This window comes from Dyella sp. OK004, from assembly GCF_900114495.1.
Lineage (GTDB): Bacteria > Pseudomonadota > Gammaproteobacteria > Xanthomonadales > Rhodanobacteraceae > Dyella_D.
Genome location: NZ_FOZI01000002.1, coordinates 1,099,954 through 1,123,481, shown reverse-complemented (window position 1 = coordinate 1,123,481; position 23,528 = coordinate 1,099,954). Strand labels below are relative to the sequence as shown.

The window sequence follows — 23,528 nt, the reverse complement described above, 5'->3', positions numbered from 1 at the left end:
GATGCGCTCCGCGCCAGATGATTCAGAAGCCGAGGCCGTAGGGGTCGTTGCCGACCAGCTCGGTATTGTCGGCACCGCCGCCTTCGGATAAGCGCACTTTGAGTGCCAGGCCGTCGCGCGAATCGGCCTTGTTGAGCGCTTCTTCCAGCTCGATGCGGCCTTCCTTGTAGAGACGATACAGCGACTGGTCGAAGGTCTGCATGCCCTCCTGCAGGCTGCGATCCATCGCTTCCTTCACCTCGTGGATCTGGCCGCGGCGAATCATGTCGCGGATAAACGGCGTGTTGAGCAGCACCTCGGTCGCCGGCAGGCGGCGACCATCCTTGCCGATCACCAGGCGCTGGCTGATCACTGCGCGCAGGTTGAGCGCCAGGTTCATCAGCACATTCTTGTGCGCCGACTCCGGGAAAAAATTGAGGATGCGCTCCAGCGTCTGATCGGCGTTGTTGGAGTGCAGCGTGGCCAGACACAAGTGGCCGGTTTCGGAGAAGGAGATGGCGGCCTCCATCGTGTCGGTGTCACGGATCTCGCCGATCATGATCACGTCCGGCGCCTCGCGCATCGCGTTCTTCAGCGCCTCGTGATAGCTGTGCGTGTCCAGGCCGACTTCGCGCTGGTTCACGATCGACTTCTTGTGGCGGTGCAGGTACTCGATCGGATCCTCGATGGTAAGGATATGGCCGGACGAGTTCTGGTTGCGCTGGTCGATCATCGCCGCCAGGGTGGTGGACTTGCCCGAGCCAGTGGCGCCGACCACTAGGATGAGGCCACGCGGCTCCATGATCAGCTCGCGGAAAATGCTCGGTAGCTGCAGCTGGTCGATACTGGGGATTTCGCTCTTGATGGCGCGGATCACCATGCCCACTTCGCCGCGCTGCTTGAACACGTTGATGCGGAAACGGCCGGCTTCCTTCACGGCCAGCGCCATATTGAGCTCCAGGTCGCGCTCGAACTGCGGTACCTGGCCCTCATCCATCAACGAATAGGCGATTTTCTTCACCATGCCGCCCGGCAGACCGGTGTTGCCCAGCGGATACAGCTTGCCCTCCACCTTGATGTTCACGGGGGCGCCGGTCGTCAGGAACATATCCGACGCGCCCTTGTCCACCATAAGCTTGAGGAAGTAACCAATGTCCACTCGTGTCCCCTGAAATTTTGTGCGCGTTGCAATAGTGGATTATGCCCGCCCACAATACGCTGCGACACTCTTAGAGGAATGAGTGATGGTCCACATCTTTTCCCCGCTGAACGGGCGCTCCAAGGGCGTTCGGAAGGCGGTTTCGACCCTGATTCTTGGCTTGGTCCTGGCCTCGCTTGGCGGTTGCGCCAGCGTGCCACCACCTGATGGCGCCATGAACCAGGCCCAGACCCAGCTGCGTGCCGCCCGGGACGCTGGCGCGGCCGATTACGCGCCCGTTGACCTGGACTTTGCGCAAAACAAGTTCCAGCAGGCCCAGTCGGCCATGGCCAGCCGCAAGTACGAAGACGCGGCTGTCCTGGCAGAAGAGGCGCAGGCGGATGCCGAGCTGGCGCGTGCCAAGGCCCGCCTGGGCGCGGCGCGTGCGCAGATTCAGAACAAGAGCCAGGCTAACCGCGACCTGCGTGAGCAGATCGATCAGGCGCTTGCCAGCCATGAGGCCCAGCAACAGCAGCTGCAACAACAGCAGCAGAGCCAGGACGGCCTGCCGGCGCAGCAGCCCACGACCGACATGCCGGCCCCGTCGTCCTCCATGTTGCAGCCCGCTCCGCAGGACGGGGGCTTCCAGACCCTGCCGCAGACGAACGATCAGGGAGGCCACTGATGAAAATTCTCAATTCCGCCCTGACCGCCCTGGTGCTGTCGCTTGCAGTCGCAGGCGTCGCTCATGCGGCCAAGGACGACCTGGATATCGCCCGTCTCAACAACAGCCTTGACCAGCTGTCCCGCGACCCTACGCTAGGGAGCTATGCGCAGAGTGAGCAGGCGCGCGCCCGTGATGCCATTGCGCGACTGGCCCAGGCGCGATCGCGCGATCGCGCTCATGCCCTGTACTTGGCTGAGCGTCGGGTCGATCTGGCCAAGGCCACGGCGCAGCTGCAGGACGCCCAGCTGAAGATCACCCAGCTCGATCGCGAGCACGACCAGATCCAGCTCGATGGCAGCCGCCGCGAAGCCGAGCAGGCTCGTCGCGAGCTGGAACGCCAGCGCCTCCAGTACCAGATGGCCCAGGAAGAAGCGGCTCGTCTGCAGGAGGAGGGTGCCGCAGCCACGGCTCAGGCGCAGCAGGCCCAGGCCCAGGCCGAACAGGCCAAGAAGGTGGCTGCAGCTCAGGCCAAGGTGGCCAACGCCGCTCGCAAAGAGGCTGACCTGGCGACGCAGGCGGCTCGCGCCATGCGCACGCAGATGCAGGGGGGCGATAGCTCTTCGGATACACCGCCCCCGCCGAAAAAAGGGCAGGGCAAGAAGTAGTCGCGCCACCAGTCGATTGGACTTACTGCTATCAGGCGCCCGGCATGGCTGAGTCCATGCCGGGCGTTTCTTTTTAGCGGTGCGGTCGCACTGTGGGTGCACGAAAAAAGACTGTTCTGACAGATGTTTAACGCGACAAGTCGCGCCACGCCGCGGTTTGTCGCCTCTGCTTGCACACCTCTTTTTCGGAGAGTAGGGTCAGATACCCATGGGGCATCTTCGCTCCATGGGTCACTGACCTGAATCATGCGCATACCCATTCTTCCCTCGACAGCCCGCTTCCGGTACGCCGGTGTGGGGCGTGGGTGTGTGCGTGCTTCCCCACCGTTTGCGGGCGCACCGATCCCGCGCCCGCGGTCACTCGCGAGGAGGTCGGATCATGTTTGAAAACCAGCAGCGTGATGATGTCGAAGCCTTGATGAAAGCCGATGCGGAATTCCGCCGGCTCTACCAACACCACAAGGAACTCGACAGTAAGGTGCACGACGCCGAGATCGGCGTACTTCCCATCGACGACATGACCCTGTCGGGCATGAAGAAGGAAAAGCTCCATGCCAAGGAGCGGTTGCAACGTATGTGGGACGCCCGCAAGCACCTCATAAACTGAGCCTGCGCGTTTTCGCATGACACGCGGCCCCGGAGCCACCCGCCAAGGGTAGGCCACCGGGGCCGATCCGTTTCTGAAGACGGGCGACGCGAAGGGGATTCACACGCTCGGTTATCATGAACTCCTTGCGGGCCGTCGTGACGACGTGACCCGAACCAACGCAGCGGAGTCCTCATGACGGTCCACCAGAGTGTCCTAGAACTGATCGGTCGCACCCCGATGGTGCGCGCGCAGCGCCTGGATGCCGGCCCTTGTGAGTTATTCCTCAAGCTGGAGAACACCAACCCCGGCGGGTCGATCAAGGACCGCATTGGCCTGTCGATGATCGAAGGCGCGGAGAAGGCAGGGAAGATCAAGCCCGGCGCCACCCTGGTCGAAGGCACCGCCGGCAATACCGGTCTGGGTTTGGCACTGGTGGCGCAGCAGAAGGGCTACCGCCTGATCCTGGTTGTGCCGGACAAGATGAGCCGCGAGAAGATTTTCAATCTCAAGGCCATGGGTGCCGAGGTAGTACTCACACGCTCCGACGTCGCCAAGGGGCATCCGGAGTACTACCAGGACATGGCCGAGCGCATCGCGCGGGAAACGCCCGGCGCCTACTTCATCAACCAGTTTGGCAACCCGGACAACCCGGCGGCGCACATTGCCACCACCGGCCCCGAAATCCTCGAGCAGCTGGACGGCAAGGTCGACGCCATTGTGGTGGGGTGCGGCTCCTCTGGCACGCTGAGCGGGCTTTCCAAGTTCTTCGCCGAAGCATCGCCGAACACCGAGTTCGTGCTGGCCGATCCGGTGGGTTCGATCCTTGCCCAGTACATCAACGAAGGCGTGCTCTCAACGAAGTCCGGCAGCTGGATGGTGGAAGGCATCGGCGAAGATTTCCTGCCGTCCATCAGTGACTTCACCCGAGTGAAGAAGGCCTACGCGATTTCGGACAAAGAGAGCTTCCTGGCTGCGCGCGAACTACTGGCGAAAGAAGGCGTTCTCGGTGGTTCATCCACCGGCACCCTGCTGGCCGCTGCGCTCAAATATTGCCGTGAACAGACCACGCCGAAACGCGTAGTGACCTTAGTCTGCGACACCGGCAACAAGTACCTGTCGAAGATGTACAACGATTACTGGATGCTCGACAACGGCTTCATCGAACGCGAGCGGCATGGTGATCTGCGCGACCTGCTGCTGCGCCCGTTCGCCCAGCGCGACACTGTGATAGTTGGGCCCAACGAGCTCTTGATGACGGCGTATACGCGCATGAAGCTCTACGACGTCTCGCAGCTGCCGGTGATGGACGGCGACAAGCTGGTGGGCATCCTCGACGAGTCAGATGTGCTGATGCATGTGCATGCGGACGAAGCGCGTTTCCGTGATGCGGTGTCCACCGCCATGATCAGCAATCTGCAGATGCTTGACGTACGTTCGCCGATCGAAGCACTGCTGCCGGTATTCGAGCGTGGCCACGTAGCCATCGTGGTCGACGGCGAGCAGTTTCTTGGCCTCATCACTCGCATCGATCTGCTGAATTATCTACGCCGTAAGGTGCACTAGGCACGTAAGTGTGAATGGGTCGATCCTTTACCGTGAACGATTGCGACAAAGGGCAGTCATACCGCCTCGATGCCGTCGATGACGATGGCATCCGCCGTTGCTGTCGCCGGGGCGCCACGAAAGTTTGCTGAAATGGCTTCCCGACAAAGTTGCGGACTGCTGCGGCGATAGCTGCGCCCTTGTCCCCTTTAGAAAGGATGGTTGCCTATGTGCGGAATCGTTGCTGCCACTGCCCAGCGTGACGTCGCGCCCCTGCTGATTGCCGGCCTGAAAGCGTTGGAATATCGTGGCTACGATTCGGCCGGTCTGGCTGTGCTGCAGAGCGGCGAGATTCGCCGCGTTCGTGAAAAGGGCAAAGTGCGCGAGATGGAAGCACTCTATCTCGCCGACCCGTTCCCCGGTGGCACCGGTATCGCCCATACGCGTTGGGCTACCCATGGCGTACCCAATAAGGTGAACGCGCATCCGCATGTGGCCGGGCGTGTGGCGCTGGTGCATAACGGCATCATTGAGAACTACGCGGCGTTACGTACCGAGCTGGAATCGCACGGCCACAGCTTCACCTCCGAAACGGACACCGAAGTCATGGCGGCTTTGATTAGCGAGCGCATGACCGGTGGCAAGTCCTTGCTCGATGCCGTTTCCTCGGTCGTGCACGAATTGGAAGGTGCTTACGCTATTGCGGTGATCAGCGATGCCGAGCCTGGCCGCGTCGTGGGAGCGCGCCGCGGTGCGCCGCTGCTGGTTGGCGTCGGTATTGGGGAAAATTTCCTTGGCTCCGATGCACAGGCGCTGATTCAGGTTACGAACAAGATCATCTATCTCGAAGAGCATGATGTCGTCGAGATCAGTCGAGATCAGGTGCGTATCTTTGATCGTGCCGGCAAAGCCGTGCAGCGAGCGCTGCACGAAAGTGAGCTGTCTGCCGACGCCGTCGAGCGTGGTGAATATCGCCATTACATGCAGAAGGAAATTTTCGAACAGCCTCGCGCAGTCGCGGATACGCTCGAAGCGCGCATCGGTCCCAATGGCGTTTTGCCCAACATCTTCGGCGTGGGCGGCGACGAGCTGCTGGCCAAGGCTAAGGGCATTCATATTATTGCCTGTGGCACCAGCTACCACGCTGGTTTGGTAGCCAAGTATTGGATTGAAGATTACGCGCGCCTGCCGGTGAACGTAGAAGTCGCCAGCGAATATCGTTACCGAGAAGCTGTAGTTCCGGAGGGTACGTTATTCGTGGCGATCTCCCAGTCCGGCGAAACCGCAGACACGCTCGCCGCCATGCGTGAATCGCGTCGGCGTGGCTACCTTGGAACTCTTGCCATCTGCAACGTGCCGGAATCCTCAGTGGTGCGAGAGGCTGACCTCAAGCTCATGACGCGTGCCGGCCCGGAGATCGGTGTGGCCTCCACCAAGGCTTTCACCACTCAGCTTGCAGCTCTGGGCTTGCTCACCCTTCAATTGGCCCGTCATCGTGGTCTAGATGATGCTCGCTACGCAGACCTCACCGCCCAACTGCAGCACATGCCGCAAATGATCGAGAAGGCCCTGCAGCTCGAGCCCCAGATTATCGAACTGGCAGAGCATTTGATTCACCGACAGCACGCGTTGTTCCTTGGACGTGGATCTCAGTATCCGGTGGCGATGGAGGGGGCGCTCAAGCTCAAGGAAATTTCATACATCCACGCTGAAGCCTATGCGGCTGGTGAGCTCAAGCATGGCCCGCTGGCCTTGGTGGATGAGGATATGCCGGTAATCGCTGTAGCGCCGAATGGGCCGTTGCTGGATAAGCTCAAGTCAAATCTTCAGGAAGTGCGTGCGCGTGGTGGAGAGTTGCTGGTCTTCGCGGATGGTGCTGCTAGCATGGATGGGAATACATCGAGGGGTGCGATTTTGCGCATAGATGGTGGAGGTGACTTCATCGCTCCCGCTGTTTTCACTGTTCCTTTGCAGCTTCTGGCTTATCACGTGGCCGTGTTGCGCGGCACCGATGTAGACCAACCACGTAATCTCGCCAAGTCAGTAACAGTGGAATAATTTCGCTGAGGGCAAAAAAAGCCGCGCAGTGCGCGGCTTTTTTTGTGGCCGAAGAAGAGAATATTCAAGAACGTCCGTAAACATCTTCAAGGCGCACGATGTCGTCCTCGCCGAGGTAGCTTCCGGATTGTACCTCGATGATTTCGAGCGGCATCTTCCCTGGGTTTCTGAGGCGGTGCACGCTGCCGAGGGGGATGTATGTACTTTGGTTCTCGCTGAGCGTGAATACCTTGTCGTCGCAAGTGACCTCAGCCGTACCCGATACGACGATCCAGTGCTCGGCACGATGATGGTGCTTCTGGAGGCTAAGAGCGGCGCCTGGCTTTACCACGATGCGCTTGACTTGGAAGCGTTCACCCGCCTCAAGCGAGTCGTAACTTCCCCATGGGCGTCGCACGATGCGATGTAGTGAGTGCTCTGTTCGGCCAGCAGTCTTGAGCTCATCAACTACTCGTTTTACGTCCTGTGCAGCATTGCGATGAGCGACTAACGTGGCATCGGGCGTGGTAACGACGATTAGGTCATTCACGCCAACCGTCGCAAGTAGGTGGCGATCATGAGAGCGCAGCAATGAATTGGCTGTATTTACAGCAATCGTGTCACCCTCTCGCAGGTTGCCGTCAGCATCGCGTAGACCTGCCAACCACAGGGCCGACCATGAGCCTATATCGCTCCAATCGCAGGTCACCGGAATGACAGCTGCACGCCTGCATTTTTCCATTACGGCATAGTCGATCGAGTTGTCTGGGACTTTCGAGAAGGCGCTTTCGTCAATTCGCACGAAATCGAGATCTGACTTCGCCGTGGCGTAGGCGACGCGCACTGCCCCAAGTATCTCCGGCGCATGTTCAGCCAGTTCTTCCAGGTAGCTCGATGCTTTGAACAGGAACATGCCAGAGTTCCAGTCGTAACCGCCGTCGGCGAGATAGGACTCAGCCTTGACCAAGTTGGGCTTTTCGACAAACTGTTCCACGCGATAAGCGTTTTTGTCGATCACCTCGGCTCGACGGATATAGCCGAATCCTGTTTCGGGGCGGTCGGGTCGAATGCCAAAAGTAACTAGCCATCCGGCTTCTGCCGTAGGCAGCGCAAGCTGGACCGCCTCGACGAAGCTCCGCTCATCACCAATAAGGTGGTCCGCAGGAAGGACCAAAAGAATGGCTTCGGGATCCGTTGCCAGTGCGTGTAATGCTCCGAGTGCGATAGCGGGGGCTGTATTGCGCGCCACCGGCTCCAGCATGATGGATGCCTCCTTGATGCCGAGCTCCAGTAGTTGCTCAGCGGCAAGGAACCGATGGTCCTCGCTGGCAACGATTATCGGAGCAGCCACCCTCGATAGCATACGCGTGCGGGTCACGGTTTGCTGAAACAATGTACCTGCCCCGGTGAGGGACAGGAATTGCTTGGGAAGATTTTTGCGAGACACTGGCCAGAGGCGTGTGCCGCTGCCGCCGCTCAATATCAGTGGAATCAGCATGGCTGTGTCAATTGGGTGAGTTGTTGAGTTCGCCAATGACTTCGCTCAAGCCATGGCGCCAATCGGGTAATAGGCAGCCGAAGTGTTGCACAAAGCCCTGGTTGTCCAGCACCGAGTAAGCGGGACGCTTGGCCGGGGTGGGGAATTCGGTGGTGGAAATGGGATGGACGACGGGCTTGCGAGATATCAAGCCAGATTCCAGGGCGCTATCGAAAATGGCGGATGCGAAGCCATGCCACGTCGTTGCTCCGCTTGCGACCAGATGATGGACTCCAACCAACTGCCTGCGCTCTTCAGTCGACGCATGGAGCCAGCGATCCAATGCAGCGAGGCTTGCGTTTACGATGAGATTGGTACTCGTTGGTGCGCCATGCTGATCAGCAACTACGCGAAGTTCGTCGCGTTCTGCGCCAAGGCGAAGCATAGTGCGAAGGAAATTGCTCCCGTGCGAAGCGTAGACCCAGGCTGTGCGGAAGATGAGGTGATCGGAGCCACTGGCGTGCAGTGCCCGTTCGCCAGCGAGCTTGCTTCGACCATAAGCGCCAAGAGGATCTGTCGCCGCATTCACCGGATATGGATTGGGGTCTTGGCCGTCAAAGACATAGTCGGTGGAGTAGTGAATAACCAGTGAGTTGTGTGCTGCTGCCCACTCGCCTAGCACGCCAGTGGCCGTGCCATTGACTAGCGTGGCCAATGTCTCTTCCTGCTCCGCGCGATCTACAGCGGTATAGGCTGCAGCATTGATGATGACATTGGGCATCACCCGGTCGAGCAACTGGATAAGAGTATCTGGTTGGGCTAGGTTTCCCACTTCCCCGCGGCCGCCATCCGACAGGTTCCCGTCGCGACTGGCTACAACAAGGGTGCCTCTCAGGGCCAATGTCCCGTCCCTAATGAACGTGCGCCCCAGCTGACCATTAGCGCCGAGAAGCAGGGCCTTCAACGCAATAGCTCCGGCAGGCGATGTGAAGGAACCTCCTTGAGTAGAGGTGCTTTCTCATCTTTTCCAGAGAGCAATGGGTTGGTCAGGGGCCAGTCGATGCCTATATCGGCATCGTTCCAGCGCACCCCTGCATCAGCTGCCTGATCGTAGAGGGCGGTGCATTGGTAGGCGAAAGTGGCGAAGTCGGAGACAACGCAGAAGCCATGCGCGAAGCCTTCTGGAATCCAAAAGTGGCGTTTATTCTCGGCGCTAAGCATCACGCCGGCCCATTGTCCAAACGTTGGTGAGTTGCGACGTACGTCCACTGCCACGTCAAAAACTTCGCCTTCGAGCACGCTTACTAGCTTGCCTTGGGGGTTGGGCCATTGATAGTGAAGGCCCCGCAGCACACCTTTGGCCGAGCGAGACACATTGGACTGAACAAACTCTGCAGTAATGCCTGCTTCGCGATATTTGGCTTTGTTGTAGCTCTCATAGAAGTAGCCGCGTGCATCACCAAATACCTGTGGTTCGATTACCGCCACGCCAGGCAGCGAGGTTTCTATGACTTTCATTGCACGTAGCCCTGCTTGGTCAAGTTGCGCAAATACTGACCGTAGCCGGTCTTGGAGAGTGGTTGCGCCAGGCGAAGCAGTTGCTCTGCGTCGATCCAGCCGCTGAGGTAGGCGATCTCCTCTGGGCAGCAGATTTTCAGTCCCTGGCGATGCTCAATGGTCTGGATGTAGTTGCCGGCTTCCATCAAAGATTCATGCGTGCCCGTATCGAGCCATGCATAGCCACGGCCAAGCTGCTCCAGGTGCAATGTCTCATCCTGCAAATAGCACCGATTGAGATCCGTGATTTCCAGCTCGCCACGCGGTGAGGGTTTAAGGGAGGCGGCGTAGTCGCAAGCGCGCCCATCATAGAAATACAGGCCGGTTACCGCGTAATTGGACTTGGGTAGGGCAGGTTTTTCTTCCAGGCCGATTACCTTCCCCTGCGCATCAAATTCGGCCACGCCGTAGCGCTCCGGGTCGCTCACCCAGTAGCCGAACACGGTGGCGCCGTGTTGGCGCGCAACGGCCCGTCGCATGCGTTCGGTCAAGCCAACGCCGTAGAAGATGTTGTCGCCAAGTACGAGACAACTTGGATCATTGCCGACAAAGTCGCGCCCAATGATGAAAGCCTGAGCTAGGCCGTCCGGCGACGGCTGCACGGCATAAGTAATATCGATGCCCCATTGCGAGCCATCGCCAAGCAGCCGCTGGAACAATGCTTGCTCGTGTGGTGTGTTGATCATCAGGATCTGGCGAATACCTGCCAGCATTAACGTGGCAAGCGGGTAGTACACCATCGGCTTGTCATAGACAGGTAGCAGCTGCTTGCTGACCGCCTGGGTGATCGGGTAAAGCCGCGTGCCGGATCCGCCGGCAAGGATAATGCCCTTATGTGCGGTCATGGTCATGTGCCGAGTCGCTCCATGCGATAGCTGCCGTCGAGGACGCGACTGGCCCACGCCATGTTGGTCAGATACCAATCAATGGTGTGTTCAATACCTGTTTCGAATGTTTGCGATGGCCGCCAGTCGAGTTCGTTTTGCAACTTGTTCGAATCGATCGCATAGCGACGGTCGTGGCCCGGGCGATCCTTGACGTATGTGATCAGCGACTCGCGCTTACGGCCATCAGCAAGTGGTCGACGGTTATCCAGAAGCGCGCAGATGGTCTTGACCACTACGACGTTTTCACGCTCGGCATTGCCACCGACGTTGTAGGTTTCTCCGACGCGTCCCGCTTCGAGCACGCGTTGGATCGCTGTGCAATGGTCGCCTACATACAGCCAATCACGGATGTTGCGACCGTCGCCGTAAACTGGCAGTGACTCGCCCGCCAGGGCTTTCAGAATAACCAGTGGGATCAGTTTTTCCGGAAATTGGTACGGACCGTAGTTGTTTGAACAATTCGTGGTCAGTGTCGGCAAACCGTAGGTGTGATGGAACGCACGAACTAGATGGTCCGAGGCTGCTTTGGACGCGGAATAAGGCGAATTCGGCGCATACGGCGTTGTTTCCTTGAATTGCCCTTCGTCTCCCAGCGAACCGTAGACTTCGTCCGTCGATACATGCAGGAAACGGAAATCCTTCTGCGCATTTTTGTCGAGAGAGCGCCAGTAATCGCGGCTGCTCTCGAGCAGTCCCAGTGTGCCGACTACGTTGGTCTCGACAAATGCCGCAGGGCCGTCGATTGAGCGGTCGACGTGCGACTCGGCGGCGAAATTTACAACGGCGTCCACCTGATGGATATTCAGCAAGCTGGAAACGAGATCGCGGTCCCCAATGTCACCCTGCACGAATGCATGTCGTTCGTTGCCTTCCAGGGAAGACAGTGTGTCAAGGTTGCCGGCGTACGTCAGCTTGTCCAGGTTCACGATCCTATGCCCTTGGGCAACGGCCTGGAGTACGAAATTGGCACCAATGAAGCCGGCTCCGCCGGTAACTAGCAGTGTCGTCATAAGTCCTGACTGGGCGAAATTATGTCGAGCCATTCTGTCATGCTTTGGGGAGCGAGCAAACTCGCTCTGACGTAGCCAAATGCCTTACAAGACGCCGTCTTATGCGGGTCAGTTATGACGCCGTTCATCTGGCTCCACCTGTTGCCTTCGGGTTTCCCGGTTAAGATAGCCCGGTAATCCGTATCTTTTCAGAATAATAAACTGACCGGGCCAGTGGCTTGGTTCCGACGTGGTGGCTATGGCGACGAAGAAGAAAGACCTCCAACTTGGGCTCGGTACGCGGGCTATCCACGCGGGGCAGCAGCCCGATCCGGCCACCGGCGCGATCATGACGCCGATTTACGCTACCTCCACGTATGTCCAGAGTAGTCCGGGCGTCCATAAGGGCTACGAGTACTCGCGTACCCAGAATCCGACTCGCATGGCTTACGAGCGCTGCGTGGCAGATCTGGAGGGGGGCAAGGCGGGCTATGCGTTCGGCTCTGGACTAGCTGCGGCGAGCACGGTCCTCGATCTGCTAGACAGCGGTAGCCACGTCATCGCCATGGATGACTTGTACGGCGGCACGTATCGGCTGTTCGAACGGGTCCGGCGCCGTTCGGCGGGGCTTGACTTCACTTTCATCGACCTCAATGACGCCAAGGCGCTGAACGCCGCAATCAAGCGCAATACCCGGATGATCTGGGCCGAAACGCCCACTAATCCGATGCTCAAGTTGGTGGATCTGGCCAAGCTCGGCCAGTTTGCTCACAAGCATGGGCTGATTCTGGTCGTCGACAACACGTTCTGTTCGCCCATGCTGCAGCGCCCGCTGGAATTCGGTGCTCATCTCGTACTGCATTCGGCGACGAAGTACTTGAATGGCCATTCCGATATGGTCGGCGGCATCGTGGTCGCTGGCAGCGATGCCGGCCTGGCCGAGCAAATGGCATTCCTGCAGAACTCGGTCGGTGCGATAGCTGGCCCATTCGATGCTTTCCTCGCCATGCGTGGACTCAAGACCCTGCATTTGCGGATGCGCGCGCATTGCGCAGGGGCCATGGAGTTGGCCCAGTGGCTGGAAAAACACCCTGCCATCGACAAAGTGATCTACCCAGGTCTTAAAAGCCATCCGCAGCACGCGCTGGCAAGAAAACAGATGGATGGCTATGGCGGCATCATCAGCGTTGAAATGAAGGGCGGCTTGAAGAAGGCGCGCCGTATGCTGGAGCGTTGCCACCTGTTTGCACTTGCTGAATCACTGGGCGGCGTAGAGAGTCTAATTGAGCACCCAGCGATCATGACCCATGCGTCTGTCCCCGTGGCCAATCGCAAGCGACTCGGTATCAGCGACGGTCTCATTCGTCTTTCTGTTGGCGTCGAAGACATCGCCGATCTCAAGGCTGAACTCGCGTCGGCTCTGGATTGATCCAGGTTTAGCCTTGTGGCGTGAGCCTGATCGAGAGGATTTATGCACTCAGTCCCAACACGCTCGCTGACGTTCGTGGGCAGCCCGCTTTCCGCACTTGCTCGGCACGGTTCGTTGACCGTGGAGTTGACCAAGCGTGAAATCCTGGGTCGCTATCGTGGTGCGAGTTTCGGCTTGCTCTGGTCACTGATCAGCCCCTTCTTGATGCTAGCTGTCTATTCCTTTGCCTTTGGCGGGATACTCAAAAGCCGCTGGCCTCAAGCTAACAATGAGCATGGCAGCTTTGCACTCATTCTGTTTCTTGGACTGATCACGCACGCGTTCTTCGCAGAATGCATCAATCGCTCACCGACATTGATTGTCGGCAATGTGAACTATGTAAAGCGGGTGATCTTTCCACTCGAGATTCTTCCGTGGCCGATGGCGTTTTCAGCACTGTTCCACCTGTTCACCAATCTGCTTGCGTTCATCGTGCTCCAGTTTGCGCTGACCGGACAGTTAAGCTGGACGATAGTGCTATTCCCGCTGGTGATTGCGCCACTCTTCTGTCTCGCCTTAGGCATAGCGTGGGGGCTGGCAGCACTAGGCGTCTATTTCCGCGACATTAGTCAAGTGACAGGGGTCCTCACGACGGCATTGTTGTTCACGTCATCCGCCATTGTTCCAGTATCCGCCGTCGCACCGGAAGTGCGTTGGATCTTCGAAATCAATCCGTTGACCTTTATTATTGACCAGGTCCGGGCAGTTGCATTGTGGGGACAGCTTCCGGACTGGTCCGGCCTTGGGTTGTATGCCGTTGCCGCGGTGATCGTCGCATATATGGGATTTAGCGCTTTTGCCTCCACTCGACGAGGATTTGCTGATGTCCTCTGAATTCTCCATTCGAGTAAACGGCCTTAGCAAAAACTTTCCTGTCTACTCCAAACCACATCACCGGTTATTCCAGATGTTCTCGCCAACATCGGCCAAGAGCCGCTGGTTCCGCGAGTTCCGTGCATTGACGGGCGTCGATTTCGAGATCCATCGCGGTGAAACGGTGGCGATCGTTGGTCGTAACGGATCGGGAAAGTCGACTCTGCTGCAAATCATTTGCGGCACCTTGGCGCCATCGACCGGTTCCGTGGAGGTCAATGGCCGTATCGCGGCCTTGCTCGAACTTGGTGCGGGCTTCAATCCCGAGTTCACCGGGCGAGAGAATGTGTATCTCAACGGTACCGTTCTGGGCCTTACACGAGCGGAGATCGATGCTCGCTTCGATGAGATTGTGGCCTTCGCGGATATCGGCGAGTTCATCGAGCAGCCCGTGAGGAGCTATTCCAGTGGCATGTACGTGCGCTTGGCTTTTGCCGTGGCGATTCATGTCATGCCGGATATTCTCGTGGTGGACGAAGCGCTTTCCGTTGGCGACGAGGCATTTCAGCGCAAGTGCTTCGCACGGATCGAGAAGATCCGAGATGCCGGTGCCACGGTACTGTTCGTCTCTCATGCGCCCAGCACGGTGCTGGAGTTATGTAATCGGGCCATCCTGCTGGATCGTGGCGAATTGTTAGCGGTGGGAACACCCAAACGCGTCATCTCGCGTTACCAGAAGATGCTCTATGCACCGTCGAATATGGTTGCGTCCATTCGCGCCAGAATGCAGCAGGAGATGGCCGCCTCACGACATGACGGTGGCATGGAGGGCGTAGCCGGAAAGCCTGAATTGGCGCATGTCCTGGAAGTGGAGAACTCACAGCAGTTAGAGCAGATCGAAGACACCGCTGAAGATTCCTATTTCGACCCTGGCCTGATTTCCCAGAGCATGCTGCGCTTCGAGACGCACGGCGCAGTAATTGAGGATCCCCACATTCAAACCCCTGCCGGGTTGCGCGTAAACGTACTCAAACCAGGTGGGGAGTTCTTCTATACGTATACCGTGCGATTCGACCGTGCGGCAGTCGCGGTGACGTTCGGTATGCTCATCAAGACCATTTCAGGTGTGGAATTAGGAGGGGCTACATCTGCCACCCCGGTCGACGCGATCGACGTGGTGGAGTCGGGCGCGGCTGTACACGTGAAATTTAAGTTCCGTTGTCTACTTGCGCCCGGCACTTACTTCTTGAACGCCGGCGTTCGTGGACGGGTCGACAATGAGGAAACCTTCCTCGATCGCATCATCGATGCCGCACTCTTCCGGGTTCCTCCGGATTCGGGGCGATTGGCTACTGGGTTTGTCGACTTTCACGTCCGCCCAGACGTTGAGATGGTGGACAACGAGCCGGAGCTGAGCCATGAGTTCAAGTAATGCAGCATTGATGACTGGATCTACTGCGATTTTGGTGCTGGGCATGCATCGTAGCGGCACGTCTGCGACTACCCGTGTGCTCAATCTCCTGGGCGCCGAGCTAGGCGCGAACTTGCTTGAGGCCCAAGCAGACAATGCCAAGGGTTTTTGGGAACACGTGGAAGCTGTGGAGATTCACGACGAGCTTCTGGCGGCATTCGGACGTACCTGGCACGACGTACGGGAGATGCCTGAAGATTGGCTTGAGCAACCAGCCAGCTATGCCGCCATCGACAAGATCGTAAGGCTTATCCGCAGGGACTTTGCGGATAACGGCCTTTGGGCGGTCAAGGATCCGCGCATGTGTCGTCTCGTACCGCTTTGGCAGCGGGCACTCGAGCGTCTGGGCATTCGGACGACCGCATTGATTGTGGTGCGTGAGCCCGGTGAAGTGGCTGGGTCACTGCATGCACGAGAAGGCTGGAGCGCGGCGCATTCGGACCTGATGTGGACGCAACACTCGCTGGATGCCATTCGCTACACGCATGGCATGCCTCGGTCGATCCTGAGCTATGGCGATCTGATGACCGATTGGCGTGGGTCTATTCGCCGTATTGGCGAGCAGCTGGGGATCGAGTGGCCGAATCAGGCAGAGGAGACATTTCGGAACATTGACGCTTTCCTATGTCCTGAGGATCAGCATCATCGTTCTGGTAATCCCACGGAAGGTGCTGCTGATGCCGTGTCCACGTTCACCGTGCCGCAGCAGCTTTACGCAATGTCGCTTAATGTCGCCGCGGGTCGAGCCGACTGGTCGCAGGTGTCTCAGCTCGATGTTCGATACCTTGAAATGGCCAGCCTTTTTCGCGAGGTTACGCAGCAGAAGTACGACCTGGACGATCTGGCGCTGGAGAGGATTAACCATATCCACCTGATCGAGCGCGAGTTCGAATCTGCGGGCGGGGAGCTCAATCATTTCCGCGGTCTGGCCGCCGAGCGAGCGAGCCACATTGAGCTGCTTGCCGCGCGACACCAGGGGCTCGTTGACGCGTTGGCGCAACGTCAAGAACACATCGATAACCTTGAACGCCACGGCGTGGAGCGCGAGCTTGCGTTGCAGTCGCTGGGGGGGGAGCTACAGGCCACCAAGGCCACGCTGGTCGACTTGTCGACGAAGCAAGGACAACTGATCCAGACCAACGAGGCTCTGTCGCGGCGTTGCCTCGAGCTCGATGAGGCGTTACGTCAGGGGCAGGAACAGGAATCTACTGCGTTCGCGGAGATTAGTAAGCTGCGAGAGCGATGTGAAAACCTTTCGCAGGCATTTGAACTGACCTTCAGTCGTAAATGGCTGATGCGTCGTTTGTGGGACGTGACGGTTAAAGGTTTCGCTGCAAAGGATCCAGGTGCCTGACGCCAAGAGTGGGATCGAGTGAGAGGTTCCTTGCTCGGGATGGGAATGCCGGAGACGGACGTGTTACTTTTTAAAACTTGTGTGTTGGTGGGGATGACCCGAGTAGGCACGTTCGTCTGCACTTCCATGGCGCCGATCCGTTATGAATGACAGTACTCTGAAGATGTCCCTGCCTGCTGATCCGCACGACGCGGTGGTGAAGCGTCCCAGACCCATAACGATCTATCCCTTACAGTATTTGCGTGCCTTTGCGGCATTCTGCGTCGTGCTCTGTCACGCTTCGTATTACGTCATGCAGTCGCGTGGCGACGACGCGATGTGGCAAATCTTTGCCCGAGCTGGGACATTCGGTGTAGTTCTGTTCTTCGCTATTTCCGGCTTCTTGATGGCTGAATTGGCGACCAATACGCCGCCGCTGAAGTTTCTCGCCCATCGCCTGATTCGCATCTACCCGATCTACTGGCTATGCGTGTTTTCAGTGGTGGCATTCAGTCACCTTGGCGGTTCGCCGATTCTTCCGGATCTGCTGTCGTTGCTCCTTGTGCCAGGAGGAACCCAGGCCTATGTGCTCGGGGTCGAATGGACGCTGCCGTTCGAGCTGACGTTCTATTTGATCGTGTTCGCCATCATCACCATGCGGTTACGACGGCTGTTACCGATCATCGCCATCGCTTGGGTGGCGCTGATCGAGATATTCTTGTGGACGAAGCCGGGGTTGCAGCAAGGGCAGTTCCCATTTCTGTTGAATCTGCCGTTGTCGCAGTTCAGCTTGGCATTTGCTGCAGGCTTGCTGGTTCCGTTCATGGTGGGGCGTGGTTTGATCGGTCCTGCAACGCCACTGATCGCTTTGGCCATGCTCGGTTGCAGCGAGGCGATGAATGGCATTAGCTCGATCCTATCTTCGGTGTTGATGGGGTTGGGGTGCGTACTGTTTGTGGCCACTGCCGTAAATGCAGGCAGGGAAGGGACGCTGCATCCCAGGCGTTCGCTGGCAGCTTTGGGCGACTGGAGTTATGCGCTCTATCTGGTACACGTGCCGGTGATCAGGGCATTGTGCAGCATCATCCCGACCTCGATTCCGATTATGACGCTATGGTTTGCAGCTATTAGCGTTCCCATTGCAGTGGCCGTGCTGTTCGGAAAGATTGACCTGTGGATGTACAAGGCTCTCAAGTCGCGCGTCGACCGTTCGGGTCATGCTCTGCACTTTGGTCTTGCCATGTGCTTCCTGTTGACTGTCGCAGGCGTTGCCGCTTACAGCTACATCAATGTTTTCAGGGCCAAGGCTGCGGCGGCCGATGTGGCTCCCATGGCTAGACGAATAGATGCAGTCATGAAGGGGGATTTATCCAGGTTATCGGAGGCCGCCAATGCCGCTGGTCTGAGATTTGACGACACGATCAAGGGTTACTTTGATAATGCCTACCTGACGCAGGGAGGCATCCATACTGAGGGCTGGGCGGCCGATACCACGCCGGCAAGAAGAGAATTGCATGTTCTCTTCTTCTACTGTGGGCGCTATGCGGGCGCTAGCCTGACGCCGGAACGGCGGCCCGACGTCGCTTCGGTCGTGCATTCTGAGAACAGCAATCTCGGATTTAGCATTACCCTGCCTTTTGCAAGGCGATGCGATGCGCACGACGCGAAAGCGTTGCTTGTTGCTGGCGACGGTAGCTACGCAGTTATCGAGACCGAGATGCACTGAAGTTTGACTGCAATGCCGCCGGTAGCATCCACGTAAGCGATGCCGCCGGCGATGGTCGGGATCACAGCTGGCGGTCTATCCAATTGCACAAGGTCATCACGCCACGGCGCACGTCCCACTCAGGCATCCAGCCCAGATCTGTGTGGGTTCGGGAAATGTCGGCCGCCGCCGCGCGTACGTCGCCGTTCCGGTAAGCACCATTCACAATAGGCATCGGTGCCTCATAAATTGAGGCGATGATCTCGGCGAGCTGCCGGATAGTCGTGCCACTCCCACAGCCGATATCATAGGCCTCTGAGGAGGGGATGGTTCCCGTTGTGATGCGAAAGATAGCGTTGGCGACATCCTCGATGAACACGAAGTCGCGAATGATTTCGCCATCTTCATATAGCGGGATGACCTTGCCTGCCTTCGCCAGCTGCGCAAACAGAGAAACGATACCGGTATAGGGGTTGCTGAGCGACTGTCCCGGTCCGTAGACGTTCTGCAGGCGCAACAGGCCGATCTCGACATCGAAAGACAAAGCCCATGCTTTCAGGATCATTTCCTGCGCGTACTTGGTGGACCCATAGATGCTGGTTGGGCGCGGTTCGGTGCGCGTGGCTTCAAAGGGAAGACAGGTGAGGCCGGGGAAGTCCCACTGTTTGGCCTCGAGTTGGGCACGTGAACGCTGGCCGGGATAGCTGATCTGACCCTTGGCGTCCTGCCAGGCGCCTTCGCCGTACACGGCGCGACTGGAGGTAAGTACTACGCGTTTGGGGATAGCATTGTGTCGGACGAAAGCGTCGAGCATCTGCGTCGTACCGACCACGTTGACATTGGCGTGGCGTGAGCCTTCCGTGAGCGACTGGCCCGTGCCCGTTTCGGCGGCCAGATGGATCACCACATCAGGCTTCATGTTTGGGAGCAGGGTTTCCCATGTTTCGTGCTGAGACACATCACCTACGATCAGCTCTACTTTCTCGTGCAGTGCTGCGGGTCGTTCGAACGTGGCATGGATCTGTGGGTGCATGTTGTCAACGGCCACGATGCGATCGAAATGCTTCGCGAGCAGCGGAGAGATCGCGCAACCGATGAAGCCGGCGCCGCCGGTGACGAGACAGGTTTTAGGCACGTGCATTACTCCAGATGAAGGTCTTCATTGCGCACCGCTAGATTTGCTGGGCGCGGTGCGCTTTAGCAATTGCAGAACACGAGTGAGGCGAGGAGCCCGATGGGCCAACGAACGTTTAATGGCAAGGGACAGCTCGCCGACCGCTTGGTGGAAGGAGAGTGGCTGCCTGGCGGAGTCAGACATATCTGTTGCACGGTATCCGGTACGTTTCCACTCATCCAAGATATGCGTCTGGTAATTGAAGTCGCCGCTGGGCATGGCGGCCGAAAGGCGCTGAAGCTTGTATTCAAGCATGGTGTAGTTCACACCGGCGAGATGGGAGCTGATGATCTGCTGCGTCGTGTATCGCGCATCCTGGGCCACGTAGGTGATCAGGCGCTCCAATGCATGGCCAAGGCTGCCGTCGAGCGGATACGGTTCCGGATCGAAATCAGTCCACTTCCATGAGTGCAGGAATAGCTTGCGCAACGCCTTGGGTCGGAACCAATACATGCCTCCGAATGCCCCGACGGGCGTATCGGGATCAAGGCGGACGTTCAATTTCAGTTGCCGCGCTAGCTCCTCGGCGCGCCCTTTGTTTGCATACCAGGCATGTCCGAGCGTGCCATACGAAATATGGATGATCGGGGGCACTGCGACACCGATCCACGGCTTGTCCTGGAACATGTCGAGCACGTTGGCCGTGTAGCCCTTGCTGTTAAGCAGGTTTTCGAACATGTGCCTCTTGAAGCCACCCGCTCGACTAGAAGCTAGGTGCGGAGTCTTCTTTGTGTGCAAACGGCAGACAAGATCGTAATGATCTTCGAGGAAGAGATCGCGGCATGTGATGAGTAGGGACGACATATCGCGTCCACGGTTCTGCTCGACCACTCGTACGATGACGTTGGCAACGTTACTGCGTTGGCGCGCCGCCGCCTCGATGATCAACTTGCTGTCCTCGCTTGCCGTGGTGGCGACGAAGTCGTATTTCCCAGGCACGGTATCGCCAAGCGCCAAAATTTCTTCCAGCATGTCCGTGTAGAACATGTGCACACAGAGTGCGACCCGCAGCGAGGGCTGAGATGCATCCTGTTTCAGCCTGACATCAGGGAGGACGCTGGTGAGGGCCGCGTTAGTGTTGAGCGTGCGCAGTTCGGCGGAGCGGGTGATGTTCTGCCAAATCATCGAACGATCGTAATCGGACGTCTGCTCAATGATGTCGAGCGCGCGCGGCAGATCCACACAGTAGTGCTCCAGGAAGCGCGGGTCGTGGAAGAATGCGCGCCGCTTCAGCAATGGGCTGCGATCCACCATCGTTTCATCGATATCGATGAACGCGGGGTAGTGTGAGCCGTACCTCGCGCAGTCGAGGTAACACTCGCAGACATAGCCAAGCTTGGTGAAGTGTTGCGTAAAGACGGTCTCGTGGCTCTGTACCGCTGTTTCATACGTCAAGCTGCCACTGATCTTTCCCCAATAGTTGCGAAACGACTGCGAACACAGCATGTCCTTGCGGACCACTATGAAATTGGAGTTGAGATGATAGGGGAGAGTGCCGGTGCCGGTGAACGGGTTAGGCGTCATCTCCATGTGCGCGGTGACGCCCCAGAAATCACACCGGCGTTGCGACATGGCCGAGAATAGCTCTTCGAACGGAAAGATGGGGCCATAGCAGGTATGGTTGACCATCAATACTTCGTCGTAGAGCCTTTCCTTGTTGAAATCGATGTATTCCAGGCCTTCCTTGTAGGCAAGCACGTCGAAGCCCACGTTGGGACGCAGGATTACCTTATGCACCAAGTCATGCAAGGCGACTTCTGCTTGACGCGTCAAGGGGCCGTTGGAATAGAACAGAATTCGCTCGACGTGCCGGCCCATTTCCTTGAGGAAATGGATGACATAGTCATCAACGACACCATCGGCGTCGTAGAAGGAAAAGATGCAAAGTCGGCGCATGATCGACTCCATCGGAATCGGTCTCTCTTCGTTATTGCTGGACATCGGATATCAACTCGTCGACAAGCAGCGTAAAGGGCTGCAGGCTCAGCACCCTACTTTTTTCCAACGATGCTTCGGTAGACCGGGCGCAACAGATTAGTGGCACCGGGCGAACGATGGGCAATCGAGCGCTTTATGGCCAGCATCACCTCGCCCCATGCCTGCCTGATTGTGGGTTGCTGAAGGCCTGCCGCAGCAACCTGTTCGGCAACTTGAGAGGTGTCAGGCTTGTTGCGATAGCCCGCAAGTTTCCACTCATCGAGGATCTGTACGCCGTAATTGAAATCGCCATTGGGAAGAGATGCGGATAAGCGCTGAAGCTTGTATTCGAGCATTGCGTAGTTCCGTCCCGCGAGATGCGAGCTGATGATCTGCTGTGTTGTGTAACGCGCATCCTGTGCCACGTAACAGATAAGTCGTTCCAGGACGTGAGCTAGACCGCCGTCCACGTGGTGAGGCTCGGCATTGAAGTCCGTCCACTTCCACGGATGAGTAAAGAGTTTCCTTAGCGCCTTGGGTCGAAACCAGAACATGGTTCCGAAGGCGCCTACAGGCGTATCGGAGTCCATGGGCACCTTGAGATCCAATACTGTGGCCAACTCAGCTGCGCGCGGCAGATTGTTGAACCAGACATGTCCCATGGTGGGATAGCCGATGTGGACAAGGGGAGGAACTGCGATGCCAATCCACGGATTGTCGTGGAACATGTCCAACACATTGGCTGTATAGCCTGGGCTGTTCAGGAGGTTTTCGAACATGTGCCGCTTGAAACCATTGGCGCGTCCCGCTGCCACCTGCGGGGATTTTTTTGTATGCAGGCGGCACACCACGTCGTAGCGGTCTTCCAGGAAGAGGTCGCGGCAGGTGATGAACAGCGATGACATGTCACGCCCACGGTTCTGCTCGACAACACGCACGATCACATTGGCAACATTCTTGCGGCCGCGAACTTTGTCCTCAATCGCCTGTTTCTTCTCCGGTGTTTCGGTGGTGGCAATGAAATCATATGCACACGGTATGGTGTCCGTTAGCGCAAGGAGTTCATCGAGCATGTCGGTGTAGTACACGTGGGCGCAAACGGCGACACATTCGCGATCCCGTGGATACTCGCCCTCCTTGAGCCGCACGTCGGGAAATACGCTGGTAAGGGCTGCGTTGGTGTTCAGTGTGCGCAGATCGGCCGAGCGCACAATGTTCTTCCAGATCATCGAGCGGTCGTAATCGGAGGTATCTTCGATGACGCGCAGTGCGCGGGGAAGGTCTACGGCGTTGTGTTCGAGCGTTCGCGGATCACTGAACAAGGCGTGGCGTTTCAGGATGGGATTGCGATCAATGATGGTCTCGTCGATATCGTCGATCGCGGGGTGGAGCGTGCCGTATTTTGTGCAATCGAGATAACTTTCGCAGACGTACCCGAGCTTGGTGAAGTATTTGGTGAAGACTGCCTCGTGGCTCTGGGTTGCGGCTTCATGCGTTGTGCTTTCTTCTATGGCTTCCCAATATTTTCGAAATGCCTGCGAACGCAGCAAATCCTTGCGAACAGCAATGAAGTTGGAGTCGAGCTGGTAGAGCGTGGTGCCAGTAGACGGATTGGGGGGCATTTCAAAGTGCGCAGTGATACCCCAAAAATCGCACCGGCGTTGTGACATGGCAGAGAACAGCTCTTCAACCGGAAAGATGGGGCCATAGCAGGTATGGTTGACCATCAGCACTTCGTCGTACCGACCGTCTTTGTCGAAATCGATATGATGTAGGCCTTCTTTGTAGGCTAGGACGTCAAAGCCCACGTTGGAGCGCTGGATCACCTCATAGCCGAGACCACGCAGAGTGATTTCCGCGTCCCGCCCCAATGGGCCGTTAGAGTAAAATAGAATGCGCTCGACGTACCGACTCATTTCCTTGAGGAAATAGGTGACGTACTCGTCGACAACCCCATTGCTGTCGTAAAAAGAAAAAACACAAAGTCGGCGCATGGTTAACGACGAATCGGCTTTGCTTTCAGCCATATCTATTCCTCAAGATCGATGCTGTAGAACCCCGGTCCCTTCTGCCCTCGGCAAGAGGCGGTCAGAGACAGCCCCAAGGTCGCCATCGGGAAG

At 57.8% G+C, this 23,528-nt stretch carries 19 protein-coding genes; 10 read left to right on the top strand and 9 right to left on the bottom strand.

Translation table 11 applies throughout. From position 1 onward, the window contains the following. Positions 1-22 precede the first annotated feature (22 nt). On the bottom strand, positions 23-1,138 hold the full coding sequence (locus BM338_RS11620; RefSeq protein WP_177229304.1) for a PilT/PilU family type 4a pilus ATPase: 1,116 nt from the start codon (positions 1,136-1,138) through the stop codon (positions 23-25). A gap of 85 nt (positions 1,139-1,223) precedes the next feature. Here BM338_RS11620 and BM338_RS11615 point away from each other — a divergent pair, with 85 nt between their 5' ends. From BM338_RS11615 to glmS, 5 genes are all read left to right on the top strand, one after another. Beyond that, positions 1,224-1,802, top strand: coding sequence for a DUF4398 domain-containing protein (locus tag BM338_RS11615; protein WP_090451023.1), 579 nt, complete (start codon positions 1,224-1,226; stop codon positions 1,800-1,802). After that, positions 1,802-2,449, top strand: a complete 648-nt coding sequence (locus BM338_RS11610; protein ID WP_090451022.1) for a hypothetical protein — start codon at positions 1,802-1,804, stop codon at positions 2,447-2,449. The genes BM338_RS11615 and BM338_RS11610 overlap by 1 nt, the downstream gene beginning before the upstream one ends. 379 nt (positions 2,450-2,828) lie before the next feature. Then, entirely contained in the window at positions 2,829-3,056 is a 228-nt protein-coding gene (locus tag BM338_RS11605) for an HP1242/YdcH family protein (protein WP_090451021.1), read from the top strand. 174 nt (positions 3,057-3,230) lie between these two features. Then, positions 3,231-4,601 carry a pyridoxal-phosphate dependent enzyme gene (locus BM338_RS11600; RefSeq protein ID WP_090451020.1) on the top strand — a complete coding sequence of 457 codons (1,371 nt, stop codon included), beginning with the start codon at positions 3,231-3,233 and terminating at the stop codon, positions 4,599-4,601. A 207-nt stretch (positions 4,602-4,808) separates the two neighbouring features. Further along, complete coding sequence (glmS, locus tag BM338_RS11595) at positions 4,809-6,638, top strand: glutamine--fructose-6-phosphate transaminase (isomerizing) (RefSeq protein WP_090451019.1); 1,830 nt, start codon at positions 4,809-4,811, stop codon at positions 6,636-6,638. A 64-nt stretch (positions 6,639-6,702) separates the two neighbouring features. Here glmS and BM338_RS11590 read toward each other — a convergent pair whose 3' ends face one another. The 5 genes from BM338_RS11590 to rfbB are packed head-to-tail and all read right to left on the bottom strand — an operon-like array spanning position 6,703 to position 11,548. After that, on the bottom strand, positions 6,703-8,115 hold the full coding sequence (locus BM338_RS11590) for a mannose-1-phosphate guanylyltransferase/mannose-6-phosphate isomerase (protein ID WP_090451018.1): 1,413 nt from the start codon (positions 8,113-8,115) through the stop codon (positions 6,703-6,705). A 7-nt stretch (positions 8,116-8,122) separates the two neighbouring features. Beyond that, a complete protein-coding gene (rfbD, locus tag BM338_RS11585; protein ID WP_090451017.1) occupies positions 8,123-9,058 on the bottom strand; it encodes a dTDP-4-dehydrorhamnose reductase in 936 nt (311 codons plus the stop codon). Continuing rightward, the gene (rfbC, locus tag BM338_RS11580; RefSeq protein WP_090451016.1) at positions 9,055-9,612 is read right to left on the bottom strand and encodes a dTDP-4-dehydrorhamnose 3,5-epimerase; all 558 of its coding nucleotides are present in this window, start codon (positions 9,610-9,612) and stop codon (positions 9,055-9,057) included. The genes rfbD and rfbC overlap by 4 nt, the downstream gene beginning before the upstream one ends. Continuing rightward, the gene (rfbA, locus tag BM338_RS11575) at positions 9,609-10,502 is read right to left on the bottom strand and encodes a glucose-1-phosphate thymidylyltransferase RfbA (RefSeq protein ID WP_090451015.1); all 894 of its coding nucleotides are present in this window, start codon (positions 10,500-10,502) and stop codon (positions 9,609-9,611) included. Before rfbA ends, rfbC begins: the two co-directional genes overlap by 4 nt. Next, on the bottom strand, positions 10,499-11,548 hold the full coding sequence (rfbB, locus tag BM338_RS11570) for a dTDP-glucose 4,6-dehydratase (protein WP_090451014.1): 1,050 nt from the start codon (positions 11,546-11,548) through the stop codon (positions 10,499-10,501). Before rfbB ends, rfbA begins: the two co-directional genes overlap by 4 nt. A 238-nt stretch (positions 11,549-11,786) precedes the next feature. Between rfbB and BM338_RS11565 the strand changes: the two genes are divergently transcribed. From BM338_RS11565 to BM338_RS11545, 5 genes are all read left to right on the top strand, one after another. Continuing rightward, complete coding sequence (locus tag BM338_RS11565) at positions 11,787-12,956, top strand: trans-sulfuration enzyme family protein (protein WP_090451013.1); 1,170 nt, start codon at positions 11,787-11,789, stop codon at positions 12,954-12,956. Between the two features lie 120 nt (positions 12,957-13,076). Continuing rightward, positions 13,077-13,829: an ABC transporter permease gene (locus BM338_RS11560; RefSeq protein WP_343124156.1), complete on the top strand. Its 753-nt coding sequence runs from the start codon at positions 13,077-13,079 to the stop codon at positions 13,827-13,829. Beyond that, on the top strand, positions 13,819-15,240 hold the full coding sequence (locus BM338_RS11555; protein ID WP_090451011.1) for an ABC transporter ATP-binding protein: 1,422 nt from the start codon (positions 13,819-13,821) through the stop codon (positions 15,238-15,240). The genes BM338_RS11560 and BM338_RS11555 overlap by 11 nt, the downstream gene beginning before the upstream one ends. Beyond that, positions 15,227-16,633: a sulfotransferase family protein gene (locus tag BM338_RS11550; protein WP_143109288.1), complete on the top strand. Its 1,407-nt coding sequence runs from the start codon at positions 15,227-15,229 to the stop codon at positions 16,631-16,633. Before BM338_RS11555 ends, BM338_RS11550 begins: the two co-directional genes overlap by 14 nt. A 142-nt stretch (positions 16,634-16,775) precedes the next feature. After that, positions 16,776-18,338 carry an acyltransferase family protein gene (locus BM338_RS11545; RefSeq protein WP_090451009.1) on the top strand — a complete coding sequence of 521 codons (1,563 nt, stop codon included), beginning with the start codon at positions 16,776-16,778 and terminating at the stop codon, positions 18,336-18,338. Between the two features lie 61 nt (positions 18,339-18,399). Here the strand turns inward: BM338_RS11545 and BM338_RS11540 are convergent, their stop codons facing one another. From BM338_RS11540 to BM338_RS11530, 3 genes are read right to left on the bottom strand one after another with little or no spacing between them, the layout of a single operon-like run. Beyond that, complete coding sequence (locus BM338_RS11540; protein ID WP_255367277.1) at positions 18,400-19,452, bottom strand: NAD-dependent epimerase/dehydratase family protein; 1,053 nt, start codon at positions 19,450-19,452, stop codon at positions 18,400-18,402. 24 nt (positions 19,453-19,476) lie between these two features. Continuing rightward, positions 19,477-21,432 (bottom strand): rhamnan synthesis F family protein, encoded by a 1,956-nt coding sequence (locus BM338_RS11535; protein WP_255367276.1) that lies wholly within the window; start codon positions 21,430-21,432, stop codon positions 19,477-19,479. A 50-nt stretch (positions 21,433-21,482) separates the two neighbouring features. Continuing rightward, entirely contained in the window at positions 21,483-23,435 is a 1,953-nt protein-coding gene (locus BM338_RS11530; RefSeq protein ID WP_255367275.1) for a rhamnan synthesis F family protein, read from the bottom strand. Positions 23,436-23,528: the final 93 nt, after the last annotated feature.